The 24,033-nt window shown below is 65.8% G+C and carries 24 protein-coding genes; 11 read left to right on the plus strand and 13 right to left on the minus strand.

Annotated features, from left to right (window positions below; genetic code table 11):
* Window positions 1-33: 33 nt before the first annotated feature.
* The 3 genes from KO516_RS17455 to KO516_RS17465 are packed head-to-tail and all read left to right on the plus strand — an operon-like array spanning window position 34 to window position 2,049.
* On the plus strand, window positions 34-783 hold the full coding sequence (locus tag KO516_RS17455) for an SDR family oxidoreductase (RefSeq protein WP_216005070.1): 750 nt from the start codon (window positions 34-36) through the stop codon (window positions 781-783).
* A complete protein-coding gene (locus tag KO516_RS17460) occupies window positions 780-1,388 on the plus strand; it encodes an enoyl-CoA hydratase/isomerase family protein (protein WP_216005071.1) in 609 nt (202 codons plus the stop codon). Before KO516_RS17455 ends, KO516_RS17460 begins: the two co-directional genes overlap by 4 nt.
* A gap of 1 nt (window position 1,389) precedes the next feature.
* On the plus strand, window positions 1,390-2,049 hold the full coding sequence (locus KO516_RS17465) for an SOS response-associated peptidase (RefSeq protein ID WP_216005072.1): 660 nt from the start codon (window positions 1,390-1,392) through the stop codon (window positions 2,047-2,049).
* A 1-nt stretch (window position 2,050) separates the two neighbouring features.
* Here KO516_RS17465 and KO516_RS17470 read toward each other — a convergent pair whose 3' ends face one another.
* The 5 genes from KO516_RS17470 to KO516_RS17490 all read right to left on the minus strand — a co-directional run bounded on the left by KO516_RS17470 (window position 2,051) and on the right by KO516_RS17490 (window position 6,950).
* Window positions 2,051-2,410 (minus strand): hypothetical protein, encoded by a 360-nt coding sequence (locus KO516_RS17470; protein ID WP_216005073.1) that lies wholly within the window; start codon window positions 2,408-2,410, stop codon window positions 2,051-2,053.
* Between the two features lie 105 nt (window positions 2,411-2,515).
* Entirely contained in the window at window positions 2,516-3,577 is a 1,062-nt protein-coding gene (locus KO516_RS17475; RefSeq protein WP_216005074.1) for a methylglyoxal synthase, read from the minus strand.
* Window positions 3,578-3,636: 59 nt separating this feature from the next.
* Window positions 3,637-3,987, minus strand: coding sequence for a RidA family protein (locus tag KO516_RS17480; RefSeq protein WP_216005075.1), 351 nt, complete (start codon window positions 3,985-3,987; stop codon window positions 3,637-3,639).
* A 9-nt stretch (window positions 3,988-3,996) separates the two neighbouring features.
* On the minus strand, window positions 3,997-5,781 hold the full coding sequence (locus KO516_RS17485; protein ID WP_216005076.1) for a gamma-glutamyltransferase family protein: 1,785 nt from the start codon (window positions 5,779-5,781) through the stop codon (window positions 3,997-3,999).
* Window positions 5,778-6,950: a Xaa-Pro peptidase family protein gene (locus KO516_RS17490; protein WP_252737680.1), complete on the minus strand. Its 1,173-nt coding sequence runs from the start codon at window positions 6,948-6,950 to the stop codon at window positions 5,778-5,780. The genes KO516_RS17485 and KO516_RS17490 overlap by 4 nt, the downstream gene beginning before the upstream one ends.
* Before the next feature lie 264 nt (window positions 6,951-7,214).
* On the opposite strand from KO516_RS17490, the gene KO516_RS17495 reads away from it, so the two are divergent.
* Window positions 7,215-8,474 carry a glycosyltransferase gene (locus KO516_RS17495; RefSeq protein ID WP_216005078.1) on the plus strand — a complete coding sequence of 420 codons (1,260 nt, stop codon included), beginning with the start codon at window positions 7,215-7,217 and terminating at the stop codon, window positions 8,472-8,474.
* Window positions 8,475-8,482: 8 nt separating this feature from the next.
* On the opposite strand, the gene KO516_RS17500 is transcribed toward KO516_RS17495, so the two are convergent.
* Window positions 8,483-9,349: a hypothetical protein gene (locus tag KO516_RS17500; protein ID WP_216005079.1), complete on the minus strand. Its 867-nt coding sequence runs from the start codon at window positions 9,347-9,349 to the stop codon at window positions 8,483-8,485.
* Between the two features lie 120 nt (window positions 9,350-9,469).
* Window positions 9,470-9,772: an HNH endonuclease gene (locus tag KO516_RS17505; RefSeq protein WP_216005080.1), complete on the minus strand. Its 303-nt coding sequence runs from the start codon at window positions 9,770-9,772 to the stop codon at window positions 9,470-9,472.
* Window positions 9,773-9,846: 74 nt separating this feature from the next.
* On the opposite strand from KO516_RS17505, the gene KO516_RS17510 reads away from it, so the two are divergent.
* The gene (locus tag KO516_RS17510) at window positions 9,847-11,034 is read left to right on the plus strand and encodes a TIGR03862 family flavoprotein (RefSeq protein WP_216005081.1); all 1,188 of its coding nucleotides are present in this window, start codon (window positions 9,847-9,849) and stop codon (window positions 11,032-11,034) included.
* Between the two features lie 104 nt (window positions 11,035-11,138).
* Here KO516_RS17510 and KO516_RS17515 read toward each other — a convergent pair whose 3' ends face one another.
* Window positions 11,139-12,002 carry a D-amino-acid transaminase gene (locus KO516_RS17515; protein WP_216005082.1) on the minus strand — a complete coding sequence of 288 codons (864 nt, stop codon included), beginning with the start codon at window positions 12,000-12,002 and terminating at the stop codon, window positions 11,139-11,141.
* A gap of 137 nt (window positions 12,003-12,139) precedes the next feature.
* Here KO516_RS17515 and KO516_RS17520 point away from each other — a divergent pair, with 137 nt between their 5' ends.
* On the plus strand, window positions 12,140-13,126 hold the full coding sequence (locus KO516_RS17520) for a DUF5671 domain-containing protein (protein WP_216005083.1): 987 nt from the start codon (window positions 12,140-12,142) through the stop codon (window positions 13,124-13,126).
* A gap of 6 nt (window positions 13,127-13,132) precedes the next feature.
* Here the strand turns inward: KO516_RS17520 and dgcA are convergent, their stop codons facing one another.
* The 3 genes from dgcA to KO516_RS17535 form a co-directional block, all read right to left on the minus strand.
* A complete protein-coding gene (dgcA, locus tag KO516_RS17525; RefSeq protein ID WP_216005084.1) occupies window positions 13,133-14,095 on the minus strand; it encodes an N-acetyl-D-Glu racemase DgcA in 963 nt (320 codons plus the stop codon).
* A gap of 93 nt (window positions 14,096-14,188) precedes the next feature.
* Entirely contained in the window at window positions 14,189-15,190 is a 1,002-nt protein-coding gene (gene dgcN, locus KO516_RS17530) for an N-acetyltransferase DgcN (protein WP_216005085.1), read from the minus strand.
* Between the two features lie 269 nt (window positions 15,191-15,459).
* Window positions 15,460-15,909 carry a GFA family protein gene (locus KO516_RS17535; RefSeq protein ID WP_216005086.1) on the minus strand — a complete coding sequence of 150 codons (450 nt, stop codon included), beginning with the start codon at window positions 15,907-15,909 and terminating at the stop codon, window positions 15,460-15,462.
* Window positions 15,910-16,195: 286 nt separating this feature from the next.
* On the opposite strand from KO516_RS17535, the gene KO516_RS17540 reads away from it, so the two are divergent.
* The 3 genes from KO516_RS17540 to KO516_RS17550 all read left to right on the plus strand — a co-directional run bounded on the left by KO516_RS17540 (window position 16,196) and on the right by KO516_RS17550 (window position 18,138).
* Window positions 16,196-17,155 (plus strand): L-malyl-CoA/beta-methylmalyl-CoA lyase, encoded by a 960-nt coding sequence (locus KO516_RS17540; RefSeq protein ID WP_216005087.1) that lies wholly within the window; start codon window positions 16,196-16,198, stop codon window positions 17,153-17,155.
* Between the two features lie 101 nt (window positions 17,156-17,256).
* Window positions 17,257-17,661, plus strand: coding sequence for a DUF6636 domain-containing protein (locus KO516_RS17545; protein WP_216005088.1), 405 nt, complete (start codon window positions 17,257-17,259; stop codon window positions 17,659-17,661).
* 66 nt (window positions 17,662-17,727) lie between these two features.
* On the plus strand, window positions 17,728-18,138 hold the full coding sequence (locus tag KO516_RS17550; protein ID WP_216005089.1) for a DUF6636 domain-containing protein: 411 nt from the start codon (window positions 17,728-17,730) through the stop codon (window positions 18,136-18,138).
* Window positions 18,139-18,175: 37 nt separating this feature from the next.
* On the opposite strand, the gene KO516_RS17555 is transcribed toward KO516_RS17550, so the two are convergent.
* Window positions 18,176-19,534 (minus strand): dicarboxylate/amino acid:cation symporter, encoded by a 1,359-nt coding sequence (locus KO516_RS17555; RefSeq protein ID WP_216005090.1) that lies wholly within the window; start codon window positions 19,532-19,534, stop codon window positions 18,176-18,178.
* A gap of 272 nt (window positions 19,535-19,806) precedes the next feature.
* On the opposite strand from KO516_RS17555, the gene rimK reads away from it, so the two are divergent.
* Window positions 19,807-21,213 (plus strand): 30S ribosomal protein S6--L-glutamate ligase, encoded by a 1,407-nt coding sequence (rimK, locus tag KO516_RS17560; RefSeq protein WP_216005091.1) that lies wholly within the window; start codon window positions 19,807-19,809, stop codon window positions 21,211-21,213.
* 199 nt (window positions 21,214-21,412) lie between these two features.
* Entirely contained in the window at window positions 21,413-23,242 is a 1,830-nt protein-coding gene (gene ilvD / locus KO516_RS17565) for a dihydroxy-acid dehydratase (RefSeq protein WP_216005092.1), read from the plus strand.
* Window positions 23,243-23,284: 42 nt separating this feature from the next.
* Here the strand turns inward: ilvD and KO516_RS17570 are convergent, their stop codons facing one another.
* Entirely contained in the window at window positions 23,285-23,980 is a 696-nt protein-coding gene (locus KO516_RS17570; RefSeq protein WP_216005093.1) for an SDR family NAD(P)-dependent oxidoreductase, read from the minus strand.
* Window positions 23,981-24,033 lie beyond the last annotated feature (53 nt).

A 24,033-nucleotide genomic window follows, 5' to 3' on the forward strand; every position in this document is an offset into this window, starting at 1 on the left:
CAAGAAGCGAGTCGCAGACAAAGGGGGGTTCACGTGGATCTGACAGGCAAGACAGTGATGATCACCGGGGCAAGCCGCGGCATCGGCGCCGCCGCTGCCCGCCGCTTTGCCGCAGCCGGGGCCAAGGTCGCCCTTGTGGCGCGCAGCAAGGACGCCATCGCCGAAATCGCCGGGGAAATCGGCCCTGACGCCGCGGCGATCCCCTGCGAGGTGTCGCGCTACTGGGAGGTCGAGCAGGCGGTGCAAAACTGCCTCACCGCCTTTGGATCGCTGGATGTGCTGGTCAACAACGCCGGGGTGATCGACCCGATCGCGCCGCTGGCCGAAGCCGACCCCGACGCTTGGGGCGCGGCGCTGGACATCAACACCAAGGGGGTGTTCCACGGCATCCGCGCGGCGCTTCCGGTGATGCTGGCGGCGGGGGGCGGCAGCATCCTGACCATCGGGTCGGGGGCGGCGCATCGCCCGCTATCGGGGTGGTCGGCCTATTGCTCGAGCAAGGCCGCCGCGCTGATGCTGACCCGCGCCGCGCATGAGGAATACAGCCAAAGCGGCATCCGGGCGATATCTCTGTCGCCGGGCACCGTGGCGACCCAGATGCAAAAGACCATCAAGGCCAGCGGCATCAACCCGGTCAGCCAGCTTGACTGGTCCGACCATATTCCGCCCGAATGGGTGGCCGAGGCGCTGGTCTGGATGTGTTCGCCCGAGGCAGACGGTTGGTGCGGCGACGAGGTCTCGCTGCGCGATCCGGACATCCGCAGCAAGGTCGGCGTGGCGTGATCTCTCTGGAAAAAGATGCCGGTCTGTGGATCGTGACCATCGACCGGCAGGACAAGGCCAATTCGCTGACGCCGCAGATGCTTGAACAGCTGTGCGAGATCGCCGAATCCGCGCGCGAGGCGCAGGCGCTGATCCTCACCGGCGCGGGCCGTGTGTTTTCCGCCGGTGCCGATCTTGAGGCCGCCCGCGCCGGGCTTGCAACCTCGCCGCTGTGGGAGCGGCTGTCCGGGGCAATCGCGCGTCTGCCGGGGCTGACCGTCGCCGCGCTGAACGGAACGGCGGCGGGCGGCGCGCTGGGGATGGTGCTGGCCTGCGATCTGCGCCTCGCGGTGCCGGAGGCCAAGCTGTTCTACCCGGTGATGAAGCTGGGCTTTCTGCCGCAGCCCTCCGATCCGGTGCGGCTGACGGCGCTGATCGGCCCGGCGCGCGCGAAAATGATCCTGATGGCGGGGCAGAAGATTCCCGTCGAAGAAGCGCAGCTTTGGGGCCTGATCGACCGCCTCGCCCCGCCAGATTCGCTGCTGGCCGAGGCGCGGGCGCTTTGCGCCGACACGCTGGGCGCAAGCCCGGCCCATGCCGCTGCGATCAAGGCGATGATCCGCTGACATGTGCGGGCGCTACGCCATCACCCTCGCCCCCGAGGCCATGGCGCAGATGTTCGACGCCGCCCCCGCCAACGACCTGCCCCCGGTACCGAATTTCAACGTCTGCCCGACGGTGCAGGTGGCTACGGTGCGCAGCGCGGACGGGGTGCGCAGCCTTGCGCCGATGCGCTGGGGCTTTGTGCCGCATTGGTACAAGACGTTGTCGGATGGCCCGCTGCTGATCAATGCCCGCGCCGAGACCCTCGCGGAAAAGCCCGCCTTTCGCGCCGCCGCCCGCGCCCGGCGCTGCCTGATCCCGGCCAGCGGCTATTACGAATGGACCAAGGATGCCGACGGCAAGCGCCTGCCGTGGTACATCCAGCCAGCCGACGAGACTGCGCTGGTCTTTGCCGCAATCTGGCAGGACTGGGAGGTTGACGGCGCGCAGCTACGGACCTGCGCCATCGTCACCACGCAGGCGCAAGGCGCCATGGCCAAGATCCACCACCGGATGCCGGTGATCCTGCGCCCCGAGGACTGGCCGCTCTGGCTGGGCGAAACCGGCCACGGCGCGGCGCGGCTGATGCAACCCGCGCCCGAAGGCCGCCTGCGCTGGCACCGCGTTGCGAGCGAGGTCAACTCCAACCGCGCCAGCGGCCCGCAGCTGATCCGCCTGCTTTAGCTCAGTTGCTTTGCGCGTTGGCCGCAAGATCCAGCGGCGGCGGATTGACGTAATCGATGGTGCCTTCGGCGATGCTGTCGATATTGACAGTATCGGTGAAGGTCTGGGTCATGCCCTCACTCACATCCAGCAGCACCTCGGCGGCAGGAAGCATGATGCCGGTGGTCCAGCTGGCATCGGTGGCGGTGGCCGCCATGGCGATATCGGATTGGTTGACGAATTTCACCTGATCCCCGATCGCGGGGTAGACCGCATCGGGGAAATAGCCGCTTCCCATCATCAGCACATAATGCACCTCGGCCATGGCGGGGGCGGCAAGCAGACCCAGCGACAGGGTCAGAAACCCGGTTTTGCGACGCATCGGACGCTCCTTCAGCAGCACGAACGGCCCCCACCGTTGCGACTGTGATCCATAAGCTCTGATTTGGGCGAAAGTTGGACCCGGCGCCGGAATTTCACCCTGCCGTTACAGCAGCGCGCCGCGGATCATGTCGGCGGCAGACGGGCCCAGCGCCAGCGGCGTGTCGTGCAGAACCGCAAGCCGGGTCAGCGCCTGAAGATCGGCCTCGCCGCCGTGCGGCACGGTGGGATCGGCGAAAAAGATCACCGCGTCCAGCTCTCCGGTGGCGATCAGCGCGCCAAGCTGCTGATCCCCCCCGCGCGAGCCCCGCGACAGGCGGCGCAAGGTCAGCTGCGGCGCGGCCTCGGCGATCATTCGCCCGGTGCCGCCGGTGCAGATCAGCCGGTGACCTTCCAGCGCGCCGGCATGGCGCAGCACCCATGCGCGCAAATGCGCCTTGCGGGTATCATGCGCGGCCAGCGCGATGTTGCGCGGCGCGGTCGAGCGCGCCTGCCCCGCCTGCGTCAGCGCGAGGATGGCGCGCACCTGCGCGGCAAATCCCGGCCCTTCGGCGGGAAACGCCCCGGCCAGCGCAGCGGTGCCGACGGTAAAGCCCGCCGCGCCGGATTCGGCCGCCGCCATGATGCGCGCGTCGCTGTCGATGCTGCCCGCCATGATCACCGGCTTGCCCACCCCCACGCAGACGCTGCGCATCAGCGCCGGCACATCGCCGGCAAAGCGATAGGCCAGCAGGTCAAGCCCGTGCACATGTTCCAGATCCACCAGTTGCCGCGCGCTGTCGGTGATCGCCTCGATCGGTCCCTGCAACACGCTGGGATGGCCGGTGATCTCGCCCGCAAACGGATAATAGCGCAGCGGGTGGTCGCGGGTGACCCGGCTGACCGCTTTTGGCCGCGTGCCGCCCAGCAGGCAATCCACATCCAGCTCGACCGCCGCGCGGGCCGAGGCCAGTTCACTGGCCTCGTCAAGGCTCACCACTTCGAGATAGCTGCGCCCACCCGCCGCGCGGATCGCCTCGGCAAGGCCCTTGAGTTCGCCCAGCGGCAGGCCCACGTCCTTGAAGCCGATGTGCCGCACGCCGCCCTCAAGCGCCTCGTCGATCCGCGCCCGCGCATCCGGGATGGTGCGGTCGTTCTCGGTCAGCATCAGGATGAAATCGAAGGCCATGCGCGTCTCCCGTCACGGTTGCCCGCAAACGGTAGGGCGCGCAGCGCGCCGGGGCAATGTCAGACCGCGGCCAGCACCACGATCTCGACCAGATGGCCCGCCGCAAGGCCGCTCTGCACGCAGGCGCGTTGCGGCCAATGCGCCGGATCATCGCCGATCCATGTGGTCCACGCCCGGTCCATCGCGTCTTTCTGCGCGATGTCGGTCAGGTAGATGGTCGCGCTCAGCAGGCGGGTCTTGTCGGTGCCCATCTGCCCAAGGATCTCGTCAAGGCGCGCAAGCGTGCTGGCGGTCTGCTCGAACACATCGTCCGTGTCGATCTGCGTGGTCGCAACGGCCCAGCCCATGCCGTTGTAGCTGGTGCCGGAATTGCGCCCGGTATAGGGGCCGCGAATGCGGGTGATGTCCATGTGTTGCTCCTATCGTCCGATGGCATAGGCCTGCATCAGGCGCGGGGTCGCCGCCGCCTGTAGCATCCCGTCCGGGTGGCGCCGCGCCGCCGTCAGGCGACCGACGGTGTTGGGCGCGGCCACGATCACCTCATGCCCCTTTGCGCGCAGCGCGTCGATGACCGGCTGGCCGATGCTCGCTTCGATCATCAGGCGGCCCGGTTGCGCGCTGCGCGGATAGAACGAGCCCTGAAAGTGCTGGGAATGGAACAGCGGCGCGTCGATGCCCTGTTGCAGATCCATGCCGTGATGCACGAAGCGCAGGAACCAGACCAGCTGCCACTGGTCCTGCTGATCGCCGCCGGGGGTGCCAAAAGCCAGCAGATCGTCGCCCTTGGTGGCGATGGTCGGGGTCAGCGTGGTGCGCGGGCGCGATCCGGGCCGCAGGGTCGAGGCCAGCCCCGGATCAAGCCAGAACATCTGCGCGCGCGAATTGAGCGCAAAGCCAAGGCCGGGGACAACCGGATTGGATTGCAGCCAGCCCCCCGACGGCGTGGCCGACACCGCGTTGCCCCAGCGATCAATGATGTCCAGATGCACCGTGTCGCCCTTGCGGTCGGTCAGATGCGCCATGGTCGGCTCGCCGGTGGCGGGGTCGGTGGCAACCTCGATGTGCCGCGCGGCGCGGGCGATGGCGGCATCGGCCCAATGCTCATAGCCGGGAATACGGCCGGGCCGCTGTTCGAGGCTGGCCTGAGGGCCGATCAGCTTTGCCCGCTCGCGGCCATAGGATTCGGACAGCAGCACGTCCATCGGAATGTCGCTGAAATCGGGATCGCCGTAATAGGCCTCGCGGTCGGCATAGGCGAGCTTGATCGCCTCGATGACGGTATGGGTGAACTCTGCGCCCAGCGGATCCATCGCGCCAAGATCGACCGCCTTGAGGATCTGCAACGCCTGAAGCAGCACCGGCCCCTGCCCCCACGGGCCGGTCTTGTGCAGGGCCCAGCCGTGATAGTCGATGCTTGCCGGGGGCTCGTATCGCGCCTGCCAGGCTGTCAGATCCTCGCGCGACAGCAGCGCAGCATGCCGCGCGCCGGTGACATCCATCACCTTTGCCTCGGACAGGTAGTCGCAGATCGCATCGGCGACAAAACCGCTGCGCCACGCGGCACGGGCGGCGTCGATCCGGGCTTCGCGGCTGTCGCCGGGGCTTTGCGCCAGACGTTCCCATGTTGCGGCAAGTTCGGGGTTGCGGAACAGCGCCTGCGGCTGCGGGATCTCGCCGCCCGGCGTCCAGAGATCGGCGCTCGATGGCCAATGCGCGGCAAAGAAGCCAGCCAGCCCGCCAATCGCCCCCGACACCGAGGGCAGCATCGGGTGGCCATCGCGCGCATAGCCGATGGCGGGGGTCAGCACCTCGGCCAGCTCCATGGTGCCATGATCGCGCAGCAGCAACAGCCAGCCATCCCACGCCCCGGGCACCACCGTCGCCAGCAGGCCCGAGCCGGGGATCAGCCCCTCGATGCCTTCCTGCGCCATCCGCTCGGGCGTGGCCGCCATCGGCGCGGTGCCCTGCGCACATAGCACAAGCGGCGCTTCAGACGCCGTTTTGAAGATCACCGGCAGATCGCCCGCCGGGCCGTTCAGATGCGGCTCCACCACCTGCAGGACAAATCCCGTGGCGACGGCGGCATCAAACGCATTGCCGCCCTTTTCCAGCACCGCCATACCGACCGCAGACGCGATCCAGTGGGTCGATGTCACCACGCCAAACGTGCCGCGGATCTCGGGCCGTGTCGTGAACCCCATCATGCCACCAGCAATTCGCGCGGGCAGTCGGCAAAGCACTCTGCCCCCTGCGGCGTGACGGCAAAGGTCTCGGAGACCACCAGCCCATATGTGTCGCTCCAGAGCGCCGGAATGCAGTGGAATGTCATGTTCTCTTCCATCACCGTGGTGTCTCCGGCGCGCAGCGAACAGGTCAACTCGCCCCATGTCGGCGGAAAGCCGATGCCGACCGGATAGCCGATGCGGCTGTCCTTCTCGATGCCATGTTTGCGGATCACCGCGTCCCACGCCGCTGCCATGTCCTGACAGGCGACGCCCGGCCTGACCACGTCCAGCGCGGCCTCCAGCCCCTCGCGGATGATCTTCGTCGTCTCGACCAGCTCTGCCGGGGGCGTTCCAACGTAGACGCAGCGCGACAGTGGTGCGTGATAGCGGTGCCGGATGCCGCCCATCTCGATGTAAAAGATCTCACCCTCTTCCAGCGGCGCATCGGTCCAGCTCAGGTGCGGCGCCGAGGCGCGCTCGCCCACCATGGCGTTGGGCGGCTTGCACGGAAAGGTGCCGCCAAATTCCGGCGTGCCCGATGTGGTCACGCGGTAAAGCTCTGCCATCACATCGCATTGCCGCACGCCGGGTTTGCACATCTGCCGCGCCGCGTCCTGCGCCAGCGCGGCGATCTGTCCGGCCTGCCGCATGTAGATCAATTCGCGCTCGGATTTCACCATGCGGCAGCGGTTGACCAGCAGAAACCCGTCATCGAATTCCCCCTGCCCCAGCCCCGCCACAAGGATGCGATTCCACTTGGCGGTGTAATAATAATCATCCTGCTCGGCGGCGATGCGGCCCTTGTCCCAGCCCTTTTGCTTCAGCAGGTCCACAAGGTATTGCATCGGGTGCAGCGTGTCGCTGCCAACGTATTTGTCCGGATAGGGGATGACATTTTCTTCCGCCAGATAAGCGGTGAACTTCGCCCCCACTGCATCCATCTTGCGCCCGAACCAGAACGGCTCGGCGGCATCGACATGCACCACCACCATTTGCGGCGTATAGAACGACCAGCCGTCATAGCCGGTTAGCCAGAACTGGTTTGCCGGGTTCGACACCAGCAAGACGTCAATCCCCCGCCCCCGCATCGCCGCCTGCACCTTTGCCACGCGGGCGCGGTATTCGTCGTGTTCGAAAAGCAGCTGCATCGGGGGTCCTTTCTGATCGTTCGCACAGGAAGGGAACCCCATCCCCGCGCAAAGTCCAGCCTCAAGCTTGCCGTTTCGCGGGCGACAGGGCAGCTTTGTGGCGACCGCCCGATCTTGCACCACAGGGCCGACCCGCCCTCACACAGGCCCCCCGCCTGCGGGCGACATTCCCGCAACGCCCCGCCGCCATCCGCATAGTCGCGCATTGGCCGATCGCCTTGCCCATGCGACAACCAGTCGAAGCACAAGCAAGCGCGGGCCGCCATGAAGATCCTCTGCATCCACCAGAACTTCCCCGGACAGTACAAGCATCTCGCCCCGGCGCTGGCCGCCCGCGGGCACGAGGTCGTGGCCCTGACACTCAAGGTCAAGAAGCCGACGAAATGGCAGGGGGTCAGCATCCTGCCCTATGCGATCCGCGGCAAGTCGGCCCCCGACATCCACCCATGGCTTCAGGATTTCGAAACCAAGCTGATCCGCGCCACCTCGTGCTGCAACGGCGCGCTGGCGCTGCGCGAGCGCGGCTTCACCCCCGATGTGATCCTTGCCCATCACGGCTGGGGCGAGAGCCTGTTCCTCAAGGATGTCTGGCCGGGTGCCCGCATGGGGCTGTATTGCGAGCTCTACCACCAGAGCCTGCCCGACTTCACCGCATTCGATCCCGAATTCCAGCGCGCCCAGACCCAGTCCGACCCGCTGCGGCTGCGGCTGAAGAACCTCAACAACCGCCTGCACGAGGAAATCATGGATGCGGGCATCTCGCCCACCGCGTTTCAGGCCGAAACCTTTCCGGACCACTGGCAAGACCGCATCACCGTCGCCCATGACGGCGTGAACACCGATCTCGTGGTGCCAAAGCCGGACGCGACGCTCGAGGTGACGGGAGGCCGTGTGCTCAGCCGCGATGACGAGGTCATCACCTTCATCAACCGCAATCTGGAACCCTACCGGGGCTATCACATCTTCATGCGCGCCCTGCCCGAACTGCTGAAGCGGCGCCCGAACGTGCAGGTGGTGCTGATCGGCGGCGACGAGGTCAGCTATGGCTCCAAAGCCCCTGACGGCAAGACATGGAAGCAGATCTTCATCGACGAGATCGCCGAGCGCATGACCCCCGAAGACTGGGCGCGGGTGCATTTCCTTGGCCGGGTGCCCTATGAGCGCTTTCTGGCGATGATGCAGATCAGCCGGGTGCATGTCTACCTGACCTATCCCTTCGTGCTCAGCTGGTCGCTGCTTGAAGCGATGAGCGCGGAATGCGCCATCGTCGCCTCGGGCACCAAGCCGGTGCGCGAGGTGCTGAGCGAGGGCGAGACCGGCGTGATGGTCGATTTCTTCGACGTCGACGGCATCATCGAAAAAACCTGCGCCCTGCTTGACGATCCGCAGGCCCGCGCCCGCATGGGCAAGGCGGCCCGCGCCTTCGTGCGCGAGCATTACGATCTGCAGACCCGCTGCCTGCCGCGCCACATCGAGTGGGTCGAACAGCTGGCAACGCTGGCGCCGAGGCCAGTGCAGGACTGAGCAGCGGCTCAGCGCACCGCGAACGCGGCTCGGATCTTTGCGATATCGTCGGGATCTGCCTCGCCGGTCAGCAACGCAAAGATCAACTGCCAGATCTCGTTCCCGCCAAAGCGGCCAAGATCGGCATCCAGCTCGTCGCGCCCGATCGTGCCCGACCCGTCGTAATCAAGCTGCGCGACGATCCGGGCGGCGGTCTCCGGAAGTGTCTGAAAGCTCCGGAATTTCGAAGGAAGGGGCGTACGCGGCTCCATGTCCTCTGCGGTGACGCTGGCCAGTGTTGCCACGCGCAGGCCGCGTGCCAGTTCGGCGGCAGACAGGGCGCCATCCCCCGACAGGTCGAGAAACCCGAACACCGCAACCCCGCAGCCTGCGGAACCAGCGAGGCAGACCGGCACCACATCGCTCAGGTGTAGCGCGGCCAGTTCCGCCAGCAACAACGCCCCGCCCTCTACCGACAAGCCCTCACAGCGCGTGTAGGCGACTCGCTTGGCCGCGTTCATCGCCGCGTCGATCTTCTCGGCCGGAATCGGCTTCGGGTCTTCGATGAAATAGGTTGCAAGCCGTTCGCCCTCAAGCTGCACGATCTCGCTGGTATCGTCCTCGAAGACAAGGTGGATGCGATCGCCGTCATAGGCGGGGATGTCCGTGTAGGTCATCGTGTAGGTTTCGGCCGGGCCGATATAGTACAGGTCCGACGCCGGGCCCAGGATCCAGAAATTGTGACGCCCGCTCGAACAATCCGCTGCGTGCTCGGACTGCACCCAGATCCCCCGCATCGGCTCGGGCACGGTGTCCAGCCTCTGCTGCGCGTTTGCAAGCCGGACACTGCACAGCCCTGCCGCGAGGAGAAGGGCAAGGGAAAGACACCGAGACATCGGGCACCTCATGATGGAAAACGCAAAACTGCAACCTGGGTCCGAGTTTCATCGACAGTGCAAATCCGTCAAGTCCCCGTGGCCGCCGCGGCGCCCAACCGTCGCGCCCCCGCTCGTGGCTTACCGCTTGCGCCGTCCACCGCTCGATCTTGCATGAAAGCTCGGTGGGCGTTTCGCCACCCATTTCAGGAAACGCTCCATCCGGGGATGCGCCCGCAGCGCCTCGGGGGTGTTGAATTCCCGCGCCAGTTCGGCTTCGGTAAAGCTGGCGTGGATCTCGTTGTGGCAGATCTGGTGCAACAGCACGGTCGGCCCGCCTTTGCCGCCTTTCAGCTTCGGCACCAGATGGTGCAGGCTTTGCCGGGCCTCGCGCGGGATCGGGCGCAGGCATAGCGGGCAGATGGGGGCGTTCTCGTCGGTCAATCGGGCACCTCTTGCGCCGCAGGGGCGCGCAGGGCTACAGACTGGCCCCTGACCCGCTGCAATCAAGAGGCGATATGGATCAAGACAGCCCAGACGCGCTGATTGTCGGCGCAGGCCCCGCCGGGCTGATAGCGGCGGATGCGCTGGCCGCAGCCGGGCTGTCGGTGCTGATCGCCGATCACAAACCCTCGGTGGCGCGCAAATTCCTCATGGCGGGGAAATCCGGGCTGAACCTGACCAAGGACGAACCGTTCGAAACCTTCGTTGCCGCCTACGGGCCCGCCGCCGCCGATCTGCGCCCGATGCTGGAAAGCTTCCCGCCCAGCGCCGTTCGCGGCTGGGCCGAAGGGCTGGGCCAGCCCTGCTTTACCGGCTCCACCGGGCGGGTGTTTCCGGTCGCGATGAAGGCCTCGCCACTGCTGCGCGCCTGGGCGGCGCGGCTGGGAGCGATGGGCGTGATGACCCGCACCCGCTGGCGCTGGACGGGCTGGGACGGCGCCGCCTGCACATTCGACACGCCGGAAGGCGCCCGCGCACTGACGCCCAAAGTCACCGTGCTGGCGCTTGGAGGCGCAAGTTGGGCGCGCCTTGGCTCGGATGGCGGCTGGGCGCAGATCCTTGGTCGCGACGGCATCGCCCTCGCCCCGTTTTCACCCGCCAATGCCGGGCTGCTGATGCGCTGGTCCGCCCATATGACCCAGCATCTAGGCGCACCGCTGAAAGGCATCGCTTGGCACGCAGGCGCGCTGACCTCGCGCGGCGAAGCGGTGATCTCGGCCCGTGGGCTCGAAGGCGGCGGGCTCTACCCGCTGACCCCGGCGCTGCGCGACGGCGCACCGCTGAGCGCCGACCTTGCCCCCGACCTGCCCCCCAACGCGCTCATCGCCAAGCTAAGCAAGCCGCGCGGCAAGCAGAGCCTGTCCAACCACCTGCGCAAACAGCTGCCCCTCGATGCGCAAACCCGCGCCCTGCTGATGGAATGCGCCCGCCCCTTGCCAAGCGATCCGCAGGCGCTGGCGAAGCTGCTCAAGGCGCTGCCCATCCCCTATGCCGGGCTGCGCCCGCTCGACGAGGCGATCTCGACCGCCGGAGGCCTGCCCTTTGCGGCCCTCGATCAAAATCTGATGCTGACCGCCCGCCCCGGCACTTTCTGCGCCGGAGAGATGCTGGATTGGGAAGCTCCCACCGGCGGCTACCTGCTGAATGCCTGCCTTGCCACCGGGCTTTGGGCCGGACAAGCCGCAGCACGCTTCGTCTCCTGACGCGCCCGCAGCTTCATCTTGCCAGATAAACTCCCGCCGGAGGCAGCCCACAACGCAAAACGGCGCCCGAAAACCGGGCGCCGCCTGTCAAACCTTTCGAAAGGTCAGATCGCGACCTTGAGGCTTTCCGCCAGATAGATCTCGCGCAGCCGCGCCGCGACCGGGCCGGGCGTGCCCGTTCCGATGGCCGCGCCATCCATCTCGACCACCGGCATCACGAAGGACGACGCCGAGGTGTAAAACGCCTCGTCCGCTGCCTTGACCTCATCGATGGTAAAGGGCCGCTCTTCGACCGCCATCTGCGCCTCGCGGGCAAAGGCCAGAACCGCAGCGCGGGTGATGCCGTGCAGGATGTCGGTCGACAGGTTGCGGGTGATGATCTTGCCGTCCTTGACGATATAGGCATTGTTCGACGTGCCCTCGGTGACAAAGCCGTCCTCGACCATCCAGGCATCGTCGGCCCCAGCCTTCTTGGCCATCATCTTGCCCATCGACGGGTAGAGCAGCTGCACCGTCTTGATGTCGCGGCGGCCCCAGCGGATATCATCGATCGAAATGACCTTGATGCCCTTTTTCGCGGTCGGGTTGTCGGCCAGCCCCGGCTTGCTTTGGGTGAACAGCACCAGCGTCGGCTCGGTGGTCTCGGGGTCGGGAAAGGCGAAATCGCGATCGCCGGGCGCGCCGCGCGTCACCTGCAGATAGATCAGCCCCTCGTCGATGCCGTTCAGCTCCACCAGCTTGCGGTGGATCTCGAGCAGATCGTCAAAGGCTGCGGGCTTCTTCATCTCCAGCTCGTTCAGCGAGCGTTCCAGCCGCTTGAGATGGCCTTCGAAGTCGATCAGCTTGCCGCCCAGCACCGAGGTCACCTCGTAGACGCCATCCGCCATCAGGAAGGCGCGGTCGAAGATCGACACTTTCGCCTCGGTCTCGGGAAGATACTCACCGTTGAGATAGACGGTCCGGGTCATGAACAAAGCTCCTTGGCTTGGGGGGCGGCAGTGCCGCATATGGCGTCGCGGCGGGAAAGCGTTAGCCCGCACGCGGTTGGATGACAAATGCCGAATGCCCATCTATGCGCAGAACAACCAATACAAGAGGGGCAGACATGGCAGAAGACGACAGGCTTGCGGCCTATATCGGCCGGGCAATGGCGCAGGGCGTATCCAAGCAGGCCCTGCGCAGCCAGTTGCAGGCCGAGGGCTGGACGGCGCGCGAAACCGACGCCGCGCTGGCGGGCTGGTCCGACAGCACCGGCCCGGCGGGTGCGATCCCCCGCCCGGTGCGCAGCGCGGCGGCGCGCGATGCGCTGTTCTACGCGCTGCTGTTCGTGGCTTTCGGCATGGTGGCGGGCCATGTCATCGCGCTGCTGTTCGCACAGATCGACAGTCACCTTGCCGATCCGGCCAGCCGCAGCGGCGGCAGCAGCGGCGGGGCGCGCTGGTCGATGGCGGCGCTGATCGTCTTTGCCCCGACGTTCTGGCTGCTCGACCGGGCCGACCGGCGCAGCCTTGACGCCGACCCGGCGCGGCGGCACGGCACCGTGCGTCGCTGGCTCAGCTCGCTGGCGCTGCTGATCGCGGCCATCACATTGCTGAGCGACGCTTTGTGGCTGATCTACACGTTCCTCGAGGGCATGGTGACATCGCGGTTTCTGGGCAAATCGCTGGCGGTCGCGGCCATGGCCGCGCTGGTGCTGGGCTATTTCCGTCAGGACCGGGGCCGGCTGCCCGCTGCGGCAGGGCTGCTCGGGCTTGTGGTGCTGGTGCTCGGCGCCACATACGCCAGTATCGGCGGCCCGGCGCGGGGCCGGTTGGAGGCGCGCGACGCCGCCCGCCTGAGTGACCTGAACGCGCTGTCCTGGGATCTGCGGACCTGCCTGCGCGACAAGCCCGCCCTGCCCGAAACCATCGACCCGCTGAGTTGCGCCGATCACCCCGAAACCCTGACCGCAATGGCCAGCGACATCCGCTACCAGCGCCTGTCGGACAAGGAGTTCAGCCTTTGCGTCAGCGTCGAAGACCCGAAAACCACCCGGCGCGACTCCGTCACGCTGAGCGGCAACGAAGCCTGCATGTCGCTGAGCGTCGACTGACACCGCTCACCCCCAGAGCTCCGGCGAGGACGGGTGCACCCCGGCCTCGTCGAATTGCAGCGGCACGGCGCGATCCTCGCCCAGCAGCAGCGGGCCATCCAGATCGGTGAACCCGGCTCCCTGCGCCAGCAGCACGGCGGGTGCCATGGCCAGCGACGAGCCGACCATGCAGCCGACAAAGATGCCGTAACCCTCGGCCAGCGCGGCCTCGCGCAGGGCCAGCGCCTCGGTCAGCCCGCCGGTCTTGTCGAGCTTGATGTTGACGATGTCGTACTTGCCCTTGAGCCCCGGCAGCGAGGCCCGGTCATGGGCGGATTCATCGGCGCAGACCGGCACCGGGCGATCCATGCCGATCAGCGCCTCGTCCTCTCCGGCAGGCAGCGGCTGCTCGACCATCGCCACGCCCAGCCGCACCAGATGCGGCGCCAGATCGGCGTATACCTGCGCCGACCAGCCTTCGTTGGCATCGACGATGATGGTGGATTTCGGCGCGCCCTCGCGCACGGCTTCAAGCCGGGCCATGTCGTCGGGCGTGCCCAGCTTGATCTTGAGCAGCGGGCGGAAGGCGTTTTTCTGCGCTTGCGCGCGCATCGCTTCGGGCGTGTCGAGCGACAGGGTATAGGCGGTGATCTCGGGGCCGGGCTTGGGCATCCCGAGCAGCTCCCACACCCGTTTGCCAGAGGTCTTGGCTTCGAGATCCCACAGCGCGCAATCGACGGCATTGCGGGCAGCCCCGGCGGGCAGCAGCGATTGCAGCGCCTCGCGGCTCACATCGCCCGGCAGCCCCATGATTTCGGCTTCGACGCTGTCCAGCGTCTCGTCATAGCGCGCGTAGGGCACGCATTCGCCCCAGCCGGTCACGCCGTTCCGCGTCACCTTGACCGTCAGCACCTTGGACTCGGTCCGGCTGCCGCGCGAAATGGTAAAGACCTGCGCCAGTTTGAACGTGTCCCGCGTCACTTCGATCATGCGCTTGCCCTTTCATCTTTCCAATAGATACACACGGCCCGGCGGCACCCGAAAGCGCCGCCGCCCGTGATGTTCAAACCCCTGTCAAAGGGATCAATAGGCGGCAAGCGCCTCGACAAGGCGATCAGCGCCGTGGCGGAACGGATCGACGGTCGGCAGGCCAAGGCGCGCCTCGACCTCGGCGCAATAGGCCAGTGCCTCGTCGTCGCCCATGTGCTGGGTGTTGATCGACACGCCGATCACCTTGCACGCCGGATTCGCCACCTGCGCCAGCGTCAGCGCGACATCGCGCACCGCTTCGAGCGTCGGCAGCTGATAACCCGGCAGACCGCGCATATGGGTGCGGGTCGGCTCGTGACACAGCACCAGCGCGTCGGGCTGACCGCCATGCACCAGCGCCATGGTCACGCCAGAATAGGACACGTGGAACAGGCTGCCCTGCCCTTCGATGATGTCCCAGTGGTCATCATCGTTGTCGGGGGTCAGGTATTCGATCGAGCCGGCCATGAAATCGGCGATGACCGCATCCAGCGGCACACCGTCGCCGGTGATCAGAATGCCGGTCTGTCCGGTGGCGCGGAAAGTCGATTTCATGCCCTTTTCGCGCATGCAGGCATCCATCGCCAGCGCGGTGTACATCTTGCCGACCGAACAATCGGTGCCGACAGCCAGCAGGCGCTTGCCCTTGCGCGGCTCGCCGTTGGCGATGGGGTATTTCACCTGCGGGATGCGCACGTCCCAAAGGTTCTGGCCGGTGGCCTTGGCGACGGCGGCAAGGTCTTCTTCCTCGCGCAGCAGGTTGTGCAGGCCGGAAGCCAGATCGAAGCCCTCTTCAAGCGCCTCGACAAGCACCTTTTTCCAAGTCTGCGAGATCATCCCGCCGCGGTTTGCCACGCCGATCACCAGCGTCTTGGCACCGGCGGCCTTGGCTTCGGCCAGCGTCATGTCGGGCAGCTTCATGTCGGCCTTGCAGCCCTCAAGACGCAGCTGGCCAACGCAGTTTTCCGGACGCCAGTCCTTGATCCCCTGGGCGACCTTGGCAGCGAGCGGATCGGGCGCGTCGCCGAGGAATAGCAGATAGGGGGTCTCGATCATGGCAGTCTCCTTGTTCGTTCGGGGCCGCGCGGCCTCGTCATGCGATTGGGCCGAACCTAGCGTGCGCCCTGCGCAAAGCGATGTCGTTTTCGCACTTGCAGCAGGGATGCTTGCGAAGAATCTTTCGCAATGGGGCGATCTGCACAAAAATTTCACCATTCGCCTGCGACAGCCGGGCGTCAGGCCGCGCCCGATGCGGAAAGCACATCAGAACGCCCGCCCTGACTGCCCCCGCCGGTCGCCATGCAGGTCGCGCCGGGCGCAGGGCATCACCCTCGTTTCAGGTCTTCGACCGCTGTGGGAGTCTCAAGCATAAACGACGGTTCGGGCTGGCCATCCGCTGTCGCTGCGTGTTCCCAGAAGGCCGGAATTCCGGCGTGCACAACCGTTCCCGGCCGGGCGGAGGCGACAAAGATCTGCTTGGTCTTCGCCGGATCGAGCGTTACCGCCGCCGGATCGTCAAGCGTACCGGCATAAAGACCAACCATATCCGGCCAGCGCTCGTAGGTCATGTAGAGCTTTGTTCCACAGGACGCGCAGAAATGCAGGACAACCTGTTTGCCGCTGCCCTCGGAGACATGCGCATAGGTTTCCGGCGCCCCGTGGGTCACGGCAAGATCGGCCAGCGGCGCGATTGGCAGAATGCCCTGCGCGCCCCCGGTCGCGCGCTGGCAGAAGTTGCAGTAGCAGATCGTCGTTCTTGCTGGGGGATGGGCCATTGAATAGGCAACGGCCCCGCACAGGCATGCCCCGGTCAATTCAGTCATAACGTGGATGTCTCATCTCTGGCAGTGTTCCACCGGGACCGTAGCGACAGCATCGGACCGACCGCAACAACTGAAACCATGGCGCTGCCCGCGATCAGCACTGCCCGCGCAAAGCGGAATTCCAAGACATGTCGCACCTGCAGCAAAATCCACTTGCTTGGCGATCCGCAATTTAATAACCCATAGGAAGCACAAAACGAAACATCCTTTCACCGCCACTCAGCCCCGAGGAGACCTCATGAGCTTCCGCATTCAGCCCGCCCCCCCGGCCCGCCCGAACCGCTGCCAGCTTTTCGGACCGGGCTCGCGTCCCGCGATCTTTGAAAAGATGGCCGGCTCGGCGGCGGACGTGATCAACCTCGATCTGGAAGACAGCGTCGCCCCGTCCGACAAGGACAGCGCGCGCGCCAACATCATTCAGGCGATCGGCGATATCGACTGGGGCAAGAAGACCCTGTCGGTGCGGATCAACGGGCTGGACACGCCGTACTGGTATCGCGACGTGGTCGACCTGCTGGAACAGGCCAGCGAGCGGATCGACCAGATCATGATCCCCAAGGTCGGCTGCGCGGGCGACATCTATGCCGTCGATGCGCTGGTAACGGCGGTGGAACGCGCCAAGGGCCGCAGCAAGCCGATCAAGTTCGAGGTGATCATCGAATCCGCCGCCGGCATCGCCCATGTCGAGGAGATCGCCGCCGCCTCGCCCCGCCTTGAGGCCATGAGCCTTGGCGCTGCCGATTTCGCGGCAAGCATGGGCATGTCGACCACCGGCATCGGCGGCACGCAGGAAAATTACTATATGCTGCACGAAGGGGCCAAGCACTGGTCGGACCCGTGGCATTGGGCGCAGGCCGCCATCGTCGCCGCCTGCCGCACCCATGGCGTGCTGCCGGTCGATGGCCCGTTCGGCGATTTCTCTGACGACGAGGGGTTCCGCGCGCAGGCGCTGCGCTCGGCCACGCTGGGCATGGTGGGCAAATGGGCGATCCACCCCAAGCAGGTGACGCTGGCCAACGAGGTCTTTACCCCGTCGGACAAGGCCGTCAGCGAAGCGCGCGAGATTCTCGCCGCGATGGATGCCGCCAAGGCCAAGGGCGAGGGCGCGACGGTCTACAAGGGCCGCCTTGTCGACATTGCCTCGATCAAGCAGGCCGAAGTGATTGTCAAACAGGCGGAACTGATCGCTGCGGGCTGATTGCCGATGCCGCGCAGGCGGCGTTCATTGATCCGAAACCGCGACAGGCGCAGGGTTCGAGGCAGGGAGGACCTGCCTCGTTTTCGTCTGAAGGCCTGTCCATGTCGTATCGCCTTGCCGCTCTGGCCCTGTTTGCCGCCCTGCCCACCCTGCCCGCACACGCCGAACCCATGCCCTTCGCCACCCCCTCGGGCGATGTCGAATGCCGCCCCACATCGGGATCACTGGATTGTTCGGTGTTCGACCTTGCGGTGCCGCTGTCTGGCAATGGGCCGCACGAGTGCGGCAGCGACTGGGGCCACCGCTACGTGCTGCTGTCCGAAGGCCCGGTCCACCTGATCTGCGGCGGCCCGGCAGGGCGCGCCGCGCGGCAGGACATCGCGCCCTATGGCATCTCGGCCAACTGGGGGCCGATCCGCTGCACCTCGGACCCGGGCGGGCTGATGTGCCACAATGCCGATGGGCACGGGTTTGTGCTGGCCCGCGATGCGGTGGGCGTGTTCTGAACTTGACGCAGCGGCAGGACTGCGGAACCCTTGTTGGCATAGTGCCCCTTGGTTTCAGGTGATCCCATGTTCAGACCCACCCTTATCCTTTGCCTTTTTGCCAGCCCCGCCGTCGCCGACGTGGATTTCTTCAGCACCCCGTCCGGGAATATTCACTGCTCGGTGGGAATCGAAGCCAACGGCTCCGACATTTTCTGCACCATCTACGAGCGCACGCCGACCCTGCCGCGCCCCGGCAACTGCCGCAGCGCCGGGCACACCGTGTCGATGCTGAACCGCGGCCCGGTCACCCTCGAATGCGACCAGCCGGGTAAATCCTATGCCCGCCCGAGCGACCCCGGCTCGCAGGTTCTGCAATACGGTCAGCGCTGGGATATCGGGGGGATCCTGTGCAGCTCGAGCCGGCAGGGGCTCGAATGCCGCAACGACAGTGGCCATGGCTTCTTTCTGTCGAGAGCCCGGCAAAGCGTGTTCTGAGCCGGATGGCCGGGATCGCCCCGGCCATCCGCAAACCTCATTCGCCGGGCTTTTGCGCCGCGCGCGCCAGTACCACCTCGGCCTCTTCGTCGATGTGCAGATCGTCCTCGCGCTGTTCGCCAGCGAGCGGATCGCCGTAAACCGCCATGTCGATCTGCCCCTCGCCCTTGGCCACGATGGTCGACACCACCGCATCGCCGGTGATGTTCACCGCGGTGCGGATCATGTCCATCAGCCGGTCGACGCCAAGGATCAACGCGATTCCCTCGATCGGCAGCCCCACCTGCCCCAGCACCATGGTCAGCATCACAAGACCGACCCCCGGCACACCGGCGGTGCCGATCGACGCCAGAACCGCCATCGCGATCACCGTGATATAGCCGCCAAGGCCAAGGTCGATGCCGTAGACATTGGCAAGGAACACCGTCGCCACGCCCTGCATGATCGCGGTGCCATCCATGTTGATCGTCGCCCCGAACGGCACGGTAAAGGACGCCACACCGTTTTTCACCCCCATGCGTTCGGTGACACAGCGCAGGGTGATCGGGATGGTCGCGTTCGACGAAGCCGTCGAAAAGGCAAAGATCTGCGCCGGGCGGATCTTCTTGAGGAAGATGAACGGGTTCAGCCCCGAGAACAGCTTGAGGAACAGCATCAGCGTCACGAACAGATGCAACAGCAACGCCCCGACCAGCACCAGAACATAGGACAGCACCGGCAGGAACAGCCCGATGCCCTGCTCAGTAAAGGTTTTTGCGATCAGGCAGAACACGCCATAGGGCGCAAAGGCCATGACGATCTGCACGATCTTCATCATCACCTCATTCATGTACTCGCAGGCTTCGACGAACGGCTTCGAGCGCTCTGCCAGCATCAGCACGGCCACGCCAAGGGTGATGGTGTAGAAGATGATCTGCAGCATCTCGCCATTGGCAAAGGCCGCGACCGGGTTGCGTGGCACGATGTTGGCAAAGGTGTCCCAGACGCTGGGGGCCTCCCTGCCCGACACGCCCGAGGTGTCGATGCCATCCATGACAAAGCCGTTGCCGGGCGCCACCACCAGTGCGATCAGGATCGCCACCGCGATCGCCGTGGCGGTGGTCGCGAGGTACAGCGCAAAGCTCTTGCCGCCGACCCGCCCGAGGATGCGCACATCGCCAATGCCCGCCACACCGCAGATCAGCGAGAAAAACACCAGCGGCACCACCAGCATCTGTAGCGCGTTCACGAACATCCGGCCGATCATGTAGAACAGCCCGCCCACGACATGGGTGTTGATGAACCCGATCTGGGCAATATTGAGGATCACTCCAAGCACCAGTCCGGCGCACATCGCGATCATGATCCGCGTCGTCAGCGACAGTTTTCCGTCGCCATCCCGAAGTGTCGCCGCCATGGCAGCCTCCTGTTTGTTAAATCCTGCGGCCAGTGTGCCCGCGAAATGTCCGAACACCGATGATTATTCCCGCAATCCCTGCGGTTTTCTCGCCGCATGTCGCAGCGATCCCCAAAACATGCATGACGCTTGATCAGTTCACCGGAAAATTTTGCCAAAGCTGCGCCCGGAAAGCCACGCAAAGGGCGGTAGATTGCCTCTTGCAGCCTTCGTATTGTCCCCGTCACACAGCAGCGCTAAAGCGCGCAACCGACCGTCTGAAAGGAAACCTCATGACGCAGTTCACGCTTGGATGGGAAGAATGGCTTTCGATGCCCGACCTCGGCCTGCCAGCGGTGCGCGCCAAGGTGGACACCGGCGCGCGCACCTCGGCGCTGCATGCCTTCGCCATCGAACCCTTCGGCTCGGCACGAAAGCCGATGGTGCGCTTTGCGATCCACCCCGATCCGGGCGATCCGCTGCTGGAGATGATCTGCTCGGCCCCGATGAAGGACCGGCGCGAGGTCACCTCGTCGAACGGCGAGACCGAACTGCGCTTCGTGATCGAGACCACGGTGACCATGGGCGATCGGTCATGGCCGATCGAGGTTACGCTGACCGACCGCGGATCGATGGCCTATCGGATGCTGCTGGGCCGCACCGCGCTGGATGAAGACATGGTGGTGCAGCCGACGCAAAGCTTCTGCCAGCCGGAACTTTCCTTCGATGCCTACCACGGCATTCCGCGCAACGAACGCCACCGCCGCGCGCTGCGCCTTGCAATCCTGTCCCGCGAGCCAGACAATTATTCGACCCGCAAGCTGATCGCCGCCGCCGAGATGCGTGGCCATACGATGGAGGTCATCGACACTTCGCGCTGCTACATGAACATCCATTCGGTCGGCGGCGAAGTGCATTACGACGGGCGCAAGCTGCCCCATTACGATGCGGTCATCCCCCGCATCGGGGCGTCGATCACCTCCTACGGCACGGCGGTGGTGCGCCAGTTCGAGACCATCGGCACCTATTGCCTTGCCGGCTCCGAAGGCATCACCACCTCCCGCGACAAGCTGCACGCCCATCAGGTGCTGGCACGCCACCGCATCGGCATGCCGACCACGGCCTTTGCGCGCAGCCCCAAGGATTCGGCCAATGTCATCAGCCTTGTCGGCGGGGCGCCGCTGGTGCTCAAGCTGCTGGAAAGCACGCAAGGCAAGGGCGTGGTTCTGGCGGAAACCAAGAAGGCGGCGGAATCGGTGATCTCGGCCTTTCAGGGCCTGCGCGCGGACTTCCTCGTGCAGAGCTTCGTCAAGGAAGCGGCGGGCGAAGACATCCGCTGCTTTGTCGTTGGCGGCAAGGTGGTCGCCGCAATGCGCCGCATCGGCAAGCCCGACGATTTCCGCTCCAACCTTCACCAGGGCGGCACGGCAGAGTCGGCGAAGATCTCGAAACAAGAACGCGAGATAGCGATCCGCGCCGCCCGCGCGATGAAACTCGACGTGGCCGGAGTCGACCTGCTGCGCGGTGATGACGGACCGAAGGTACTCGAGGTCAACAGTTCTCCGGGGCTCGAAGGCATCGAGCGCACATCCGGCAAGGACATCGCCGGAATGGTGATCGACCACATCGAAGCAAAGGTCGCCCCCCGGCCCTCCCGCGCGCGGGCGCGGCGCACCGTTCCGGACAGCCCCGCGAGCTGAGAGCGACGGCCAGCCTCCGGCGGGGATATTTTTAGGCCAGAAGAAACCAGAGCGCGGCGCCCAGCTTCTTCTGGCAGGAAATATCCCAGGGGGTGAGGCCGCAAGGCCGAGGGGGGCTGGCCCCCCTTTCGGCGGCACCCTTGCCGCAACGGTCGCCGGGCGTTACACAACGCCGATACAGCCAAGAAGGGGGAGACCCATGCCCGCCTACCGTTCCCGCACCACCACCCACGGCCGCAACATGGCCGGCGCCCGCGGCCTGTGGCGTGCCACAGGCATGACCGACGGCGACTGGAACAAGCCGATCATCGCCATCGTCAACAGCTTCACCCAATTCGTGCCCGGCCATGTGCACCTGAAGGACCTCGGCCAGATGGTCGCGCGCGAGGTCGAGAAGGCTGGCGGTGTCGCCAAGGAATTCAACACCATCGCGGTCGATGATGGCATCGCCATGGGCCATGACGGCATGCTCTATTCCCTGCCCTCGCGCGAGATCATCGCCGACAGCGTGGAATACATGGTCAACGCCCACTGCGCCGACGCCATGGTCTGCATCTCGAACTGTGACAAGATCACGCCGGGCATGCTGATGGCGGCGATGCGGCTGAACATCCCGGTGGTGTTCGTGTCCGGCGGGCCGATGGAAGCGGGCAAGGTGGTCTGGGACGACGAGGAAAAGGCGCTCGATCTCGTCGACGCCATGGTCGCTGCCGCCGACGACAAGTACACCGACGCACAGGTGCAGGCGATCGAGGAAGCCGCCTGCCCGACCTGCGGGTCCTGCTCGGGGATGTTCACCGCCAACTCTATGAACTGCCTGACCGAAGCGCTTGGCCTGTCATTGCCGGGCAACGGGTCGACCCTTGCCACCCATGCCGACCGCCAGCGCCTGTTCGTCGAAGCCGGTCATCTGATCGTGGATCTTGCCAAGCGCTACTACGAGCAGGACGACGCGTCGGTGTTGCCGCGCTCCATCGCCACTTTCGAGGCGTTCAAGAACGCGATGACGCTGGATATCGCCATGGGCGGATCGACCAACACGGTGCTGCACCTGCTGGCCGCCGCCAGCGAGGGCGAGGTCGCTTTTGATATGACCGACATCGACAAGCTGTCGCGCAATGTTCCGGTGCTGTGCAAGGTCGCACCGGCCAAGGACGACGTGCACATGGAAGACGTGCATCGCGCCGGCGGCATCATGGCGATCCTCGGCCAGCTCGACCGGGCGGGCCTGATCGACAGCTCGGTGCCCACCGTGCATGCCGAAACCATGGCCCATGCGCTGGATCGCTGGGATGTGTCGCGCACCAATTCCGAAACGGTGCATGACTTCTTCCGCGCCGCGCCCGGCGGCGTGCGCACCACGCAGGCGTTTTCGACGGATCGGCGTTTCGAAACGCTGGATCTCGACCGCCAGAACGGCGTCATCCGCGATGCAGAGCACGCCTTTTCCAAGGATGGCGGGCTTGCGGTACTGTACGGCAACCTCGCCGAGGATGGCTGCATCGTGAAGACCGCCGGGGTCGACGAATCGATCCTCGTTTTCTCCGGCCCGGCACGGATCTTTGAATCGCAGGACACGGCTGTCAGCGCGATCCTGACCGGCAAGATCCATCGCGGCGACGTGGTGCTGATCCGCTATGAGGGGCCGCGCGGCGGGCCGGGGATGCAGGAAATGCTGTATCCGACGAGCTACCTGAAATCGAAGGGGCTGGGCAAGGATTGCGCGCTGGTCACCGACGGGCGGTTCTCCGGCGGCTCTTCGGGCCTGTCCATCGGCCATGTCTCGCCCGAGGCGGCCGAGGGCGGCGCCATCGGCCTTGTCGAGGAAGGCGATCTGATCGAGATCGACATCCCGGCCCGCAAGATCCATCTTGCCGTCGATGATGCGGTGATCGCCGAGCGCCGCCTCAAGCGCGACGAAGCCGGCTGGCAGCCCGAGGAAAAGCGCAAGCGCAAGGTGTCCAAAGCGCTCAAGGCCTATGCCGCGCTAACCACCAGCGCCGCAAAGGGCGCTGTTCGCCAGATCTGAGCCAATGCCCCGCCGCCGCGAACCGGCGGCGGGGTGTCTTCGCTACAGTCGATAGCCGCCCGAGACGGTGAGGATTTCGCCGGTGATGAACCCGGCCTCTTCGCTGGCAAGGAAGCGCACCGCGCGCGCGACATCCTGTGGCTGTCCGATCCGCCCAAGCGCGGTGTCCTTCACGAACAGCCCTTTGAGATCATCGGAGCGCGGGGATTCCGGCGTGTCGATGGCTCCCGGTGCAACCGCGTTGACGCGAATCCCCTGCGGGCCCAATTCCTTGGCCATGGCGCGGGTCCACAGGTTCAGCGCCGCCTTGCTGGCGCCATAGATCGACGCGCCGTACGGCGGCAGCACGGCATTCACCGACGAGATATTCACGATGGCCGCGCCCGGCTTCAGATGTGGCAAAGCCGCCGCAAGCAGCGCCTGCGGCGCCAGAAGATTGACGCCAAGCATGTCTTGCAGGGCCGCAGCATCGAAGTCCTGCGCTGGCGACATGCCGATCTGCCCGGCATTGTTGACGATCACATCAAGTGCACCGAACCGGTTCAAAACCTGCGACACAATTGCCTCGGCGGCGCTTTGCGCCAGCAGATCGGCGCGAATTGCCAGCGTTTTGTCCGGCAGGCCTTTTGGAACAGTGGTGGCCCATGTGATGGCGACCGCATGATCGCGGGCGAACTCTGCGGCGATGGCATGGCCGATGCCACGCGCACCGCCGGTGACCAGAACAACCCTTGGCATACTGCGCCTCGCTGTGGATGAAAAAAGGCCCCCCGTTTCCGGAGGGCCGTGTC

It is taken from the genome of Citreicella sp. C3M06 (genome assembly GCF_018860705.1).
Lineage (GTDB): Bacteria > Pseudomonadota > Alphaproteobacteria > Rhodobacterales > Rhodobacteraceae > Salipiger.

Coding starts and splice junctions, on each gene's coding strand:
- KO516_RS17500 (WP_216005079.1), bottom strand. CDS start 9,349: ATGTCTCGGTGTCTTTCCCTTGCCCTTCTCCTCGCGGCAGGGCTGTGC.
- KO516_RS17465 (WP_216005072.1), top strand. CDS start 1,390: ATGTGCGGGCGCTACGCCATCACCCTCGCCCCCGAGGCCATGGCGCAG.
- KO516_RS17495 (WP_216005078.1), top strand. CDS start 7,215: ATGAAGATCCTCTGCATCCACCAGAACTTCCCCGGACAGTACAAGCAT.
- dgcA (WP_216005084.1), bottom strand. CDS start 14,095: ATGATCGAAGTGACGCGGGACACGTTCAAACTGGCGCAGGTCTTTACC.
- KO516_RS17510 (WP_216005081.1), top strand. CDS start 9,847: ATGGATCAAGACAGCCCAGACGCGCTGATTGTCGGCGCAGGCCCCGCC.
- KO516_RS17485 (WP_216005076.1), bottom strand. CDS start 5,781: ATGATGGGGTTCACGACACGGCCCGAGATCCGCGGCACGTTTGGCGTG.
- KO516_RS17520 (WP_216005083.1), top strand. CDS start 12,140: ATGGCAGAAGACGACAGGCTTGCGGCCTATATCGGCCGGGCAATGGCG.
- dgcN (WP_216005085.1), bottom strand. CDS start 15,190: ATGATCGAGACCCCCTATCTGCTATTCCTCGGCGACGCGCCCGATCCG.
- KO516_RS17515 (WP_216005082.1), bottom strand. CDS start 12,002: ATGACCCGGACCGTCTATCTCAACGGTGAGTATCTTCCCGAGACCGAG.
- rimK (WP_216005091.1), top strand. CDS start 19,807: ATGACGCAGTTCACGCTTGGATGGGAAGAATGGCTTTCGATGCCCGAC.
- KO516_RS17470 (WP_216005073.1), bottom strand. CDS start 2,410: ATGCGTCGCAAAACCGGGTTTCTGACCCTGTCGCTGGGTCTGCTTGCC.
- KO516_RS17535 (WP_216005086.1), bottom strand. CDS start 15,909: ATGGCCCATCCCCCAGCAAGAACGACGATCTGCTACTGCAACTTCTGC.
- KO516_RS17550 (WP_216005089.1), top strand. CDS start 17,728: ATGTTCAGACCCACCCTTATCCTTTGCCTTTTTGCCAGCCCCGCCGTC.
- KO516_RS17555 (WP_216005090.1), bottom strand. CDS start 19,534: ATGGCGGCGACACTTCGGGATGGCGACGGAAAACTGTCGCTGACGACG.
- KO516_RS17570 (WP_216005093.1), bottom strand. CDS start 23,980: ATGCCAAGGGTTGTTCTGGTCACCGGCGGTGCGCGTGGCATCGGCCAT.
- KO516_RS17540 (WP_216005087.1), top strand. CDS start 16,196: ATGAGCTTCCGCATTCAGCCCGCCCCCCCGGCCCGCCCGAACCGCTGC.
- KO516_RS17475 (WP_216005074.1), bottom strand. CDS start 3,577: ATGGCCTTCGATTTCATCCTGATGCTGACCGAGAACGACCGCACCATC.
- KO516_RS17545 (WP_216005088.1), top strand. CDS start 17,257: ATGTCGTATCGCCTTGCCGCTCTGGCCCTGTTTGCCGCCCTGCCCACC.
- KO516_RS17480 (WP_216005075.1), bottom strand. CDS start 3,987: ATGGACATCACCCGCATTCGCGGCCCCTATACCGGGCGCAATTCCGGC.
- ilvD (WP_216005092.1), top strand. CDS start 21,413: ATGCCCGCCTACCGTTCCCGCACCACCACCCACGGCCGCAACATGGCC.
- KO516_RS17490 (WP_252737680.1), bottom strand. CDS start 6,950: ATGCAGCTGCTTTTCGAACACGACGAATACCGCGCCCGCGTGGCAAAG.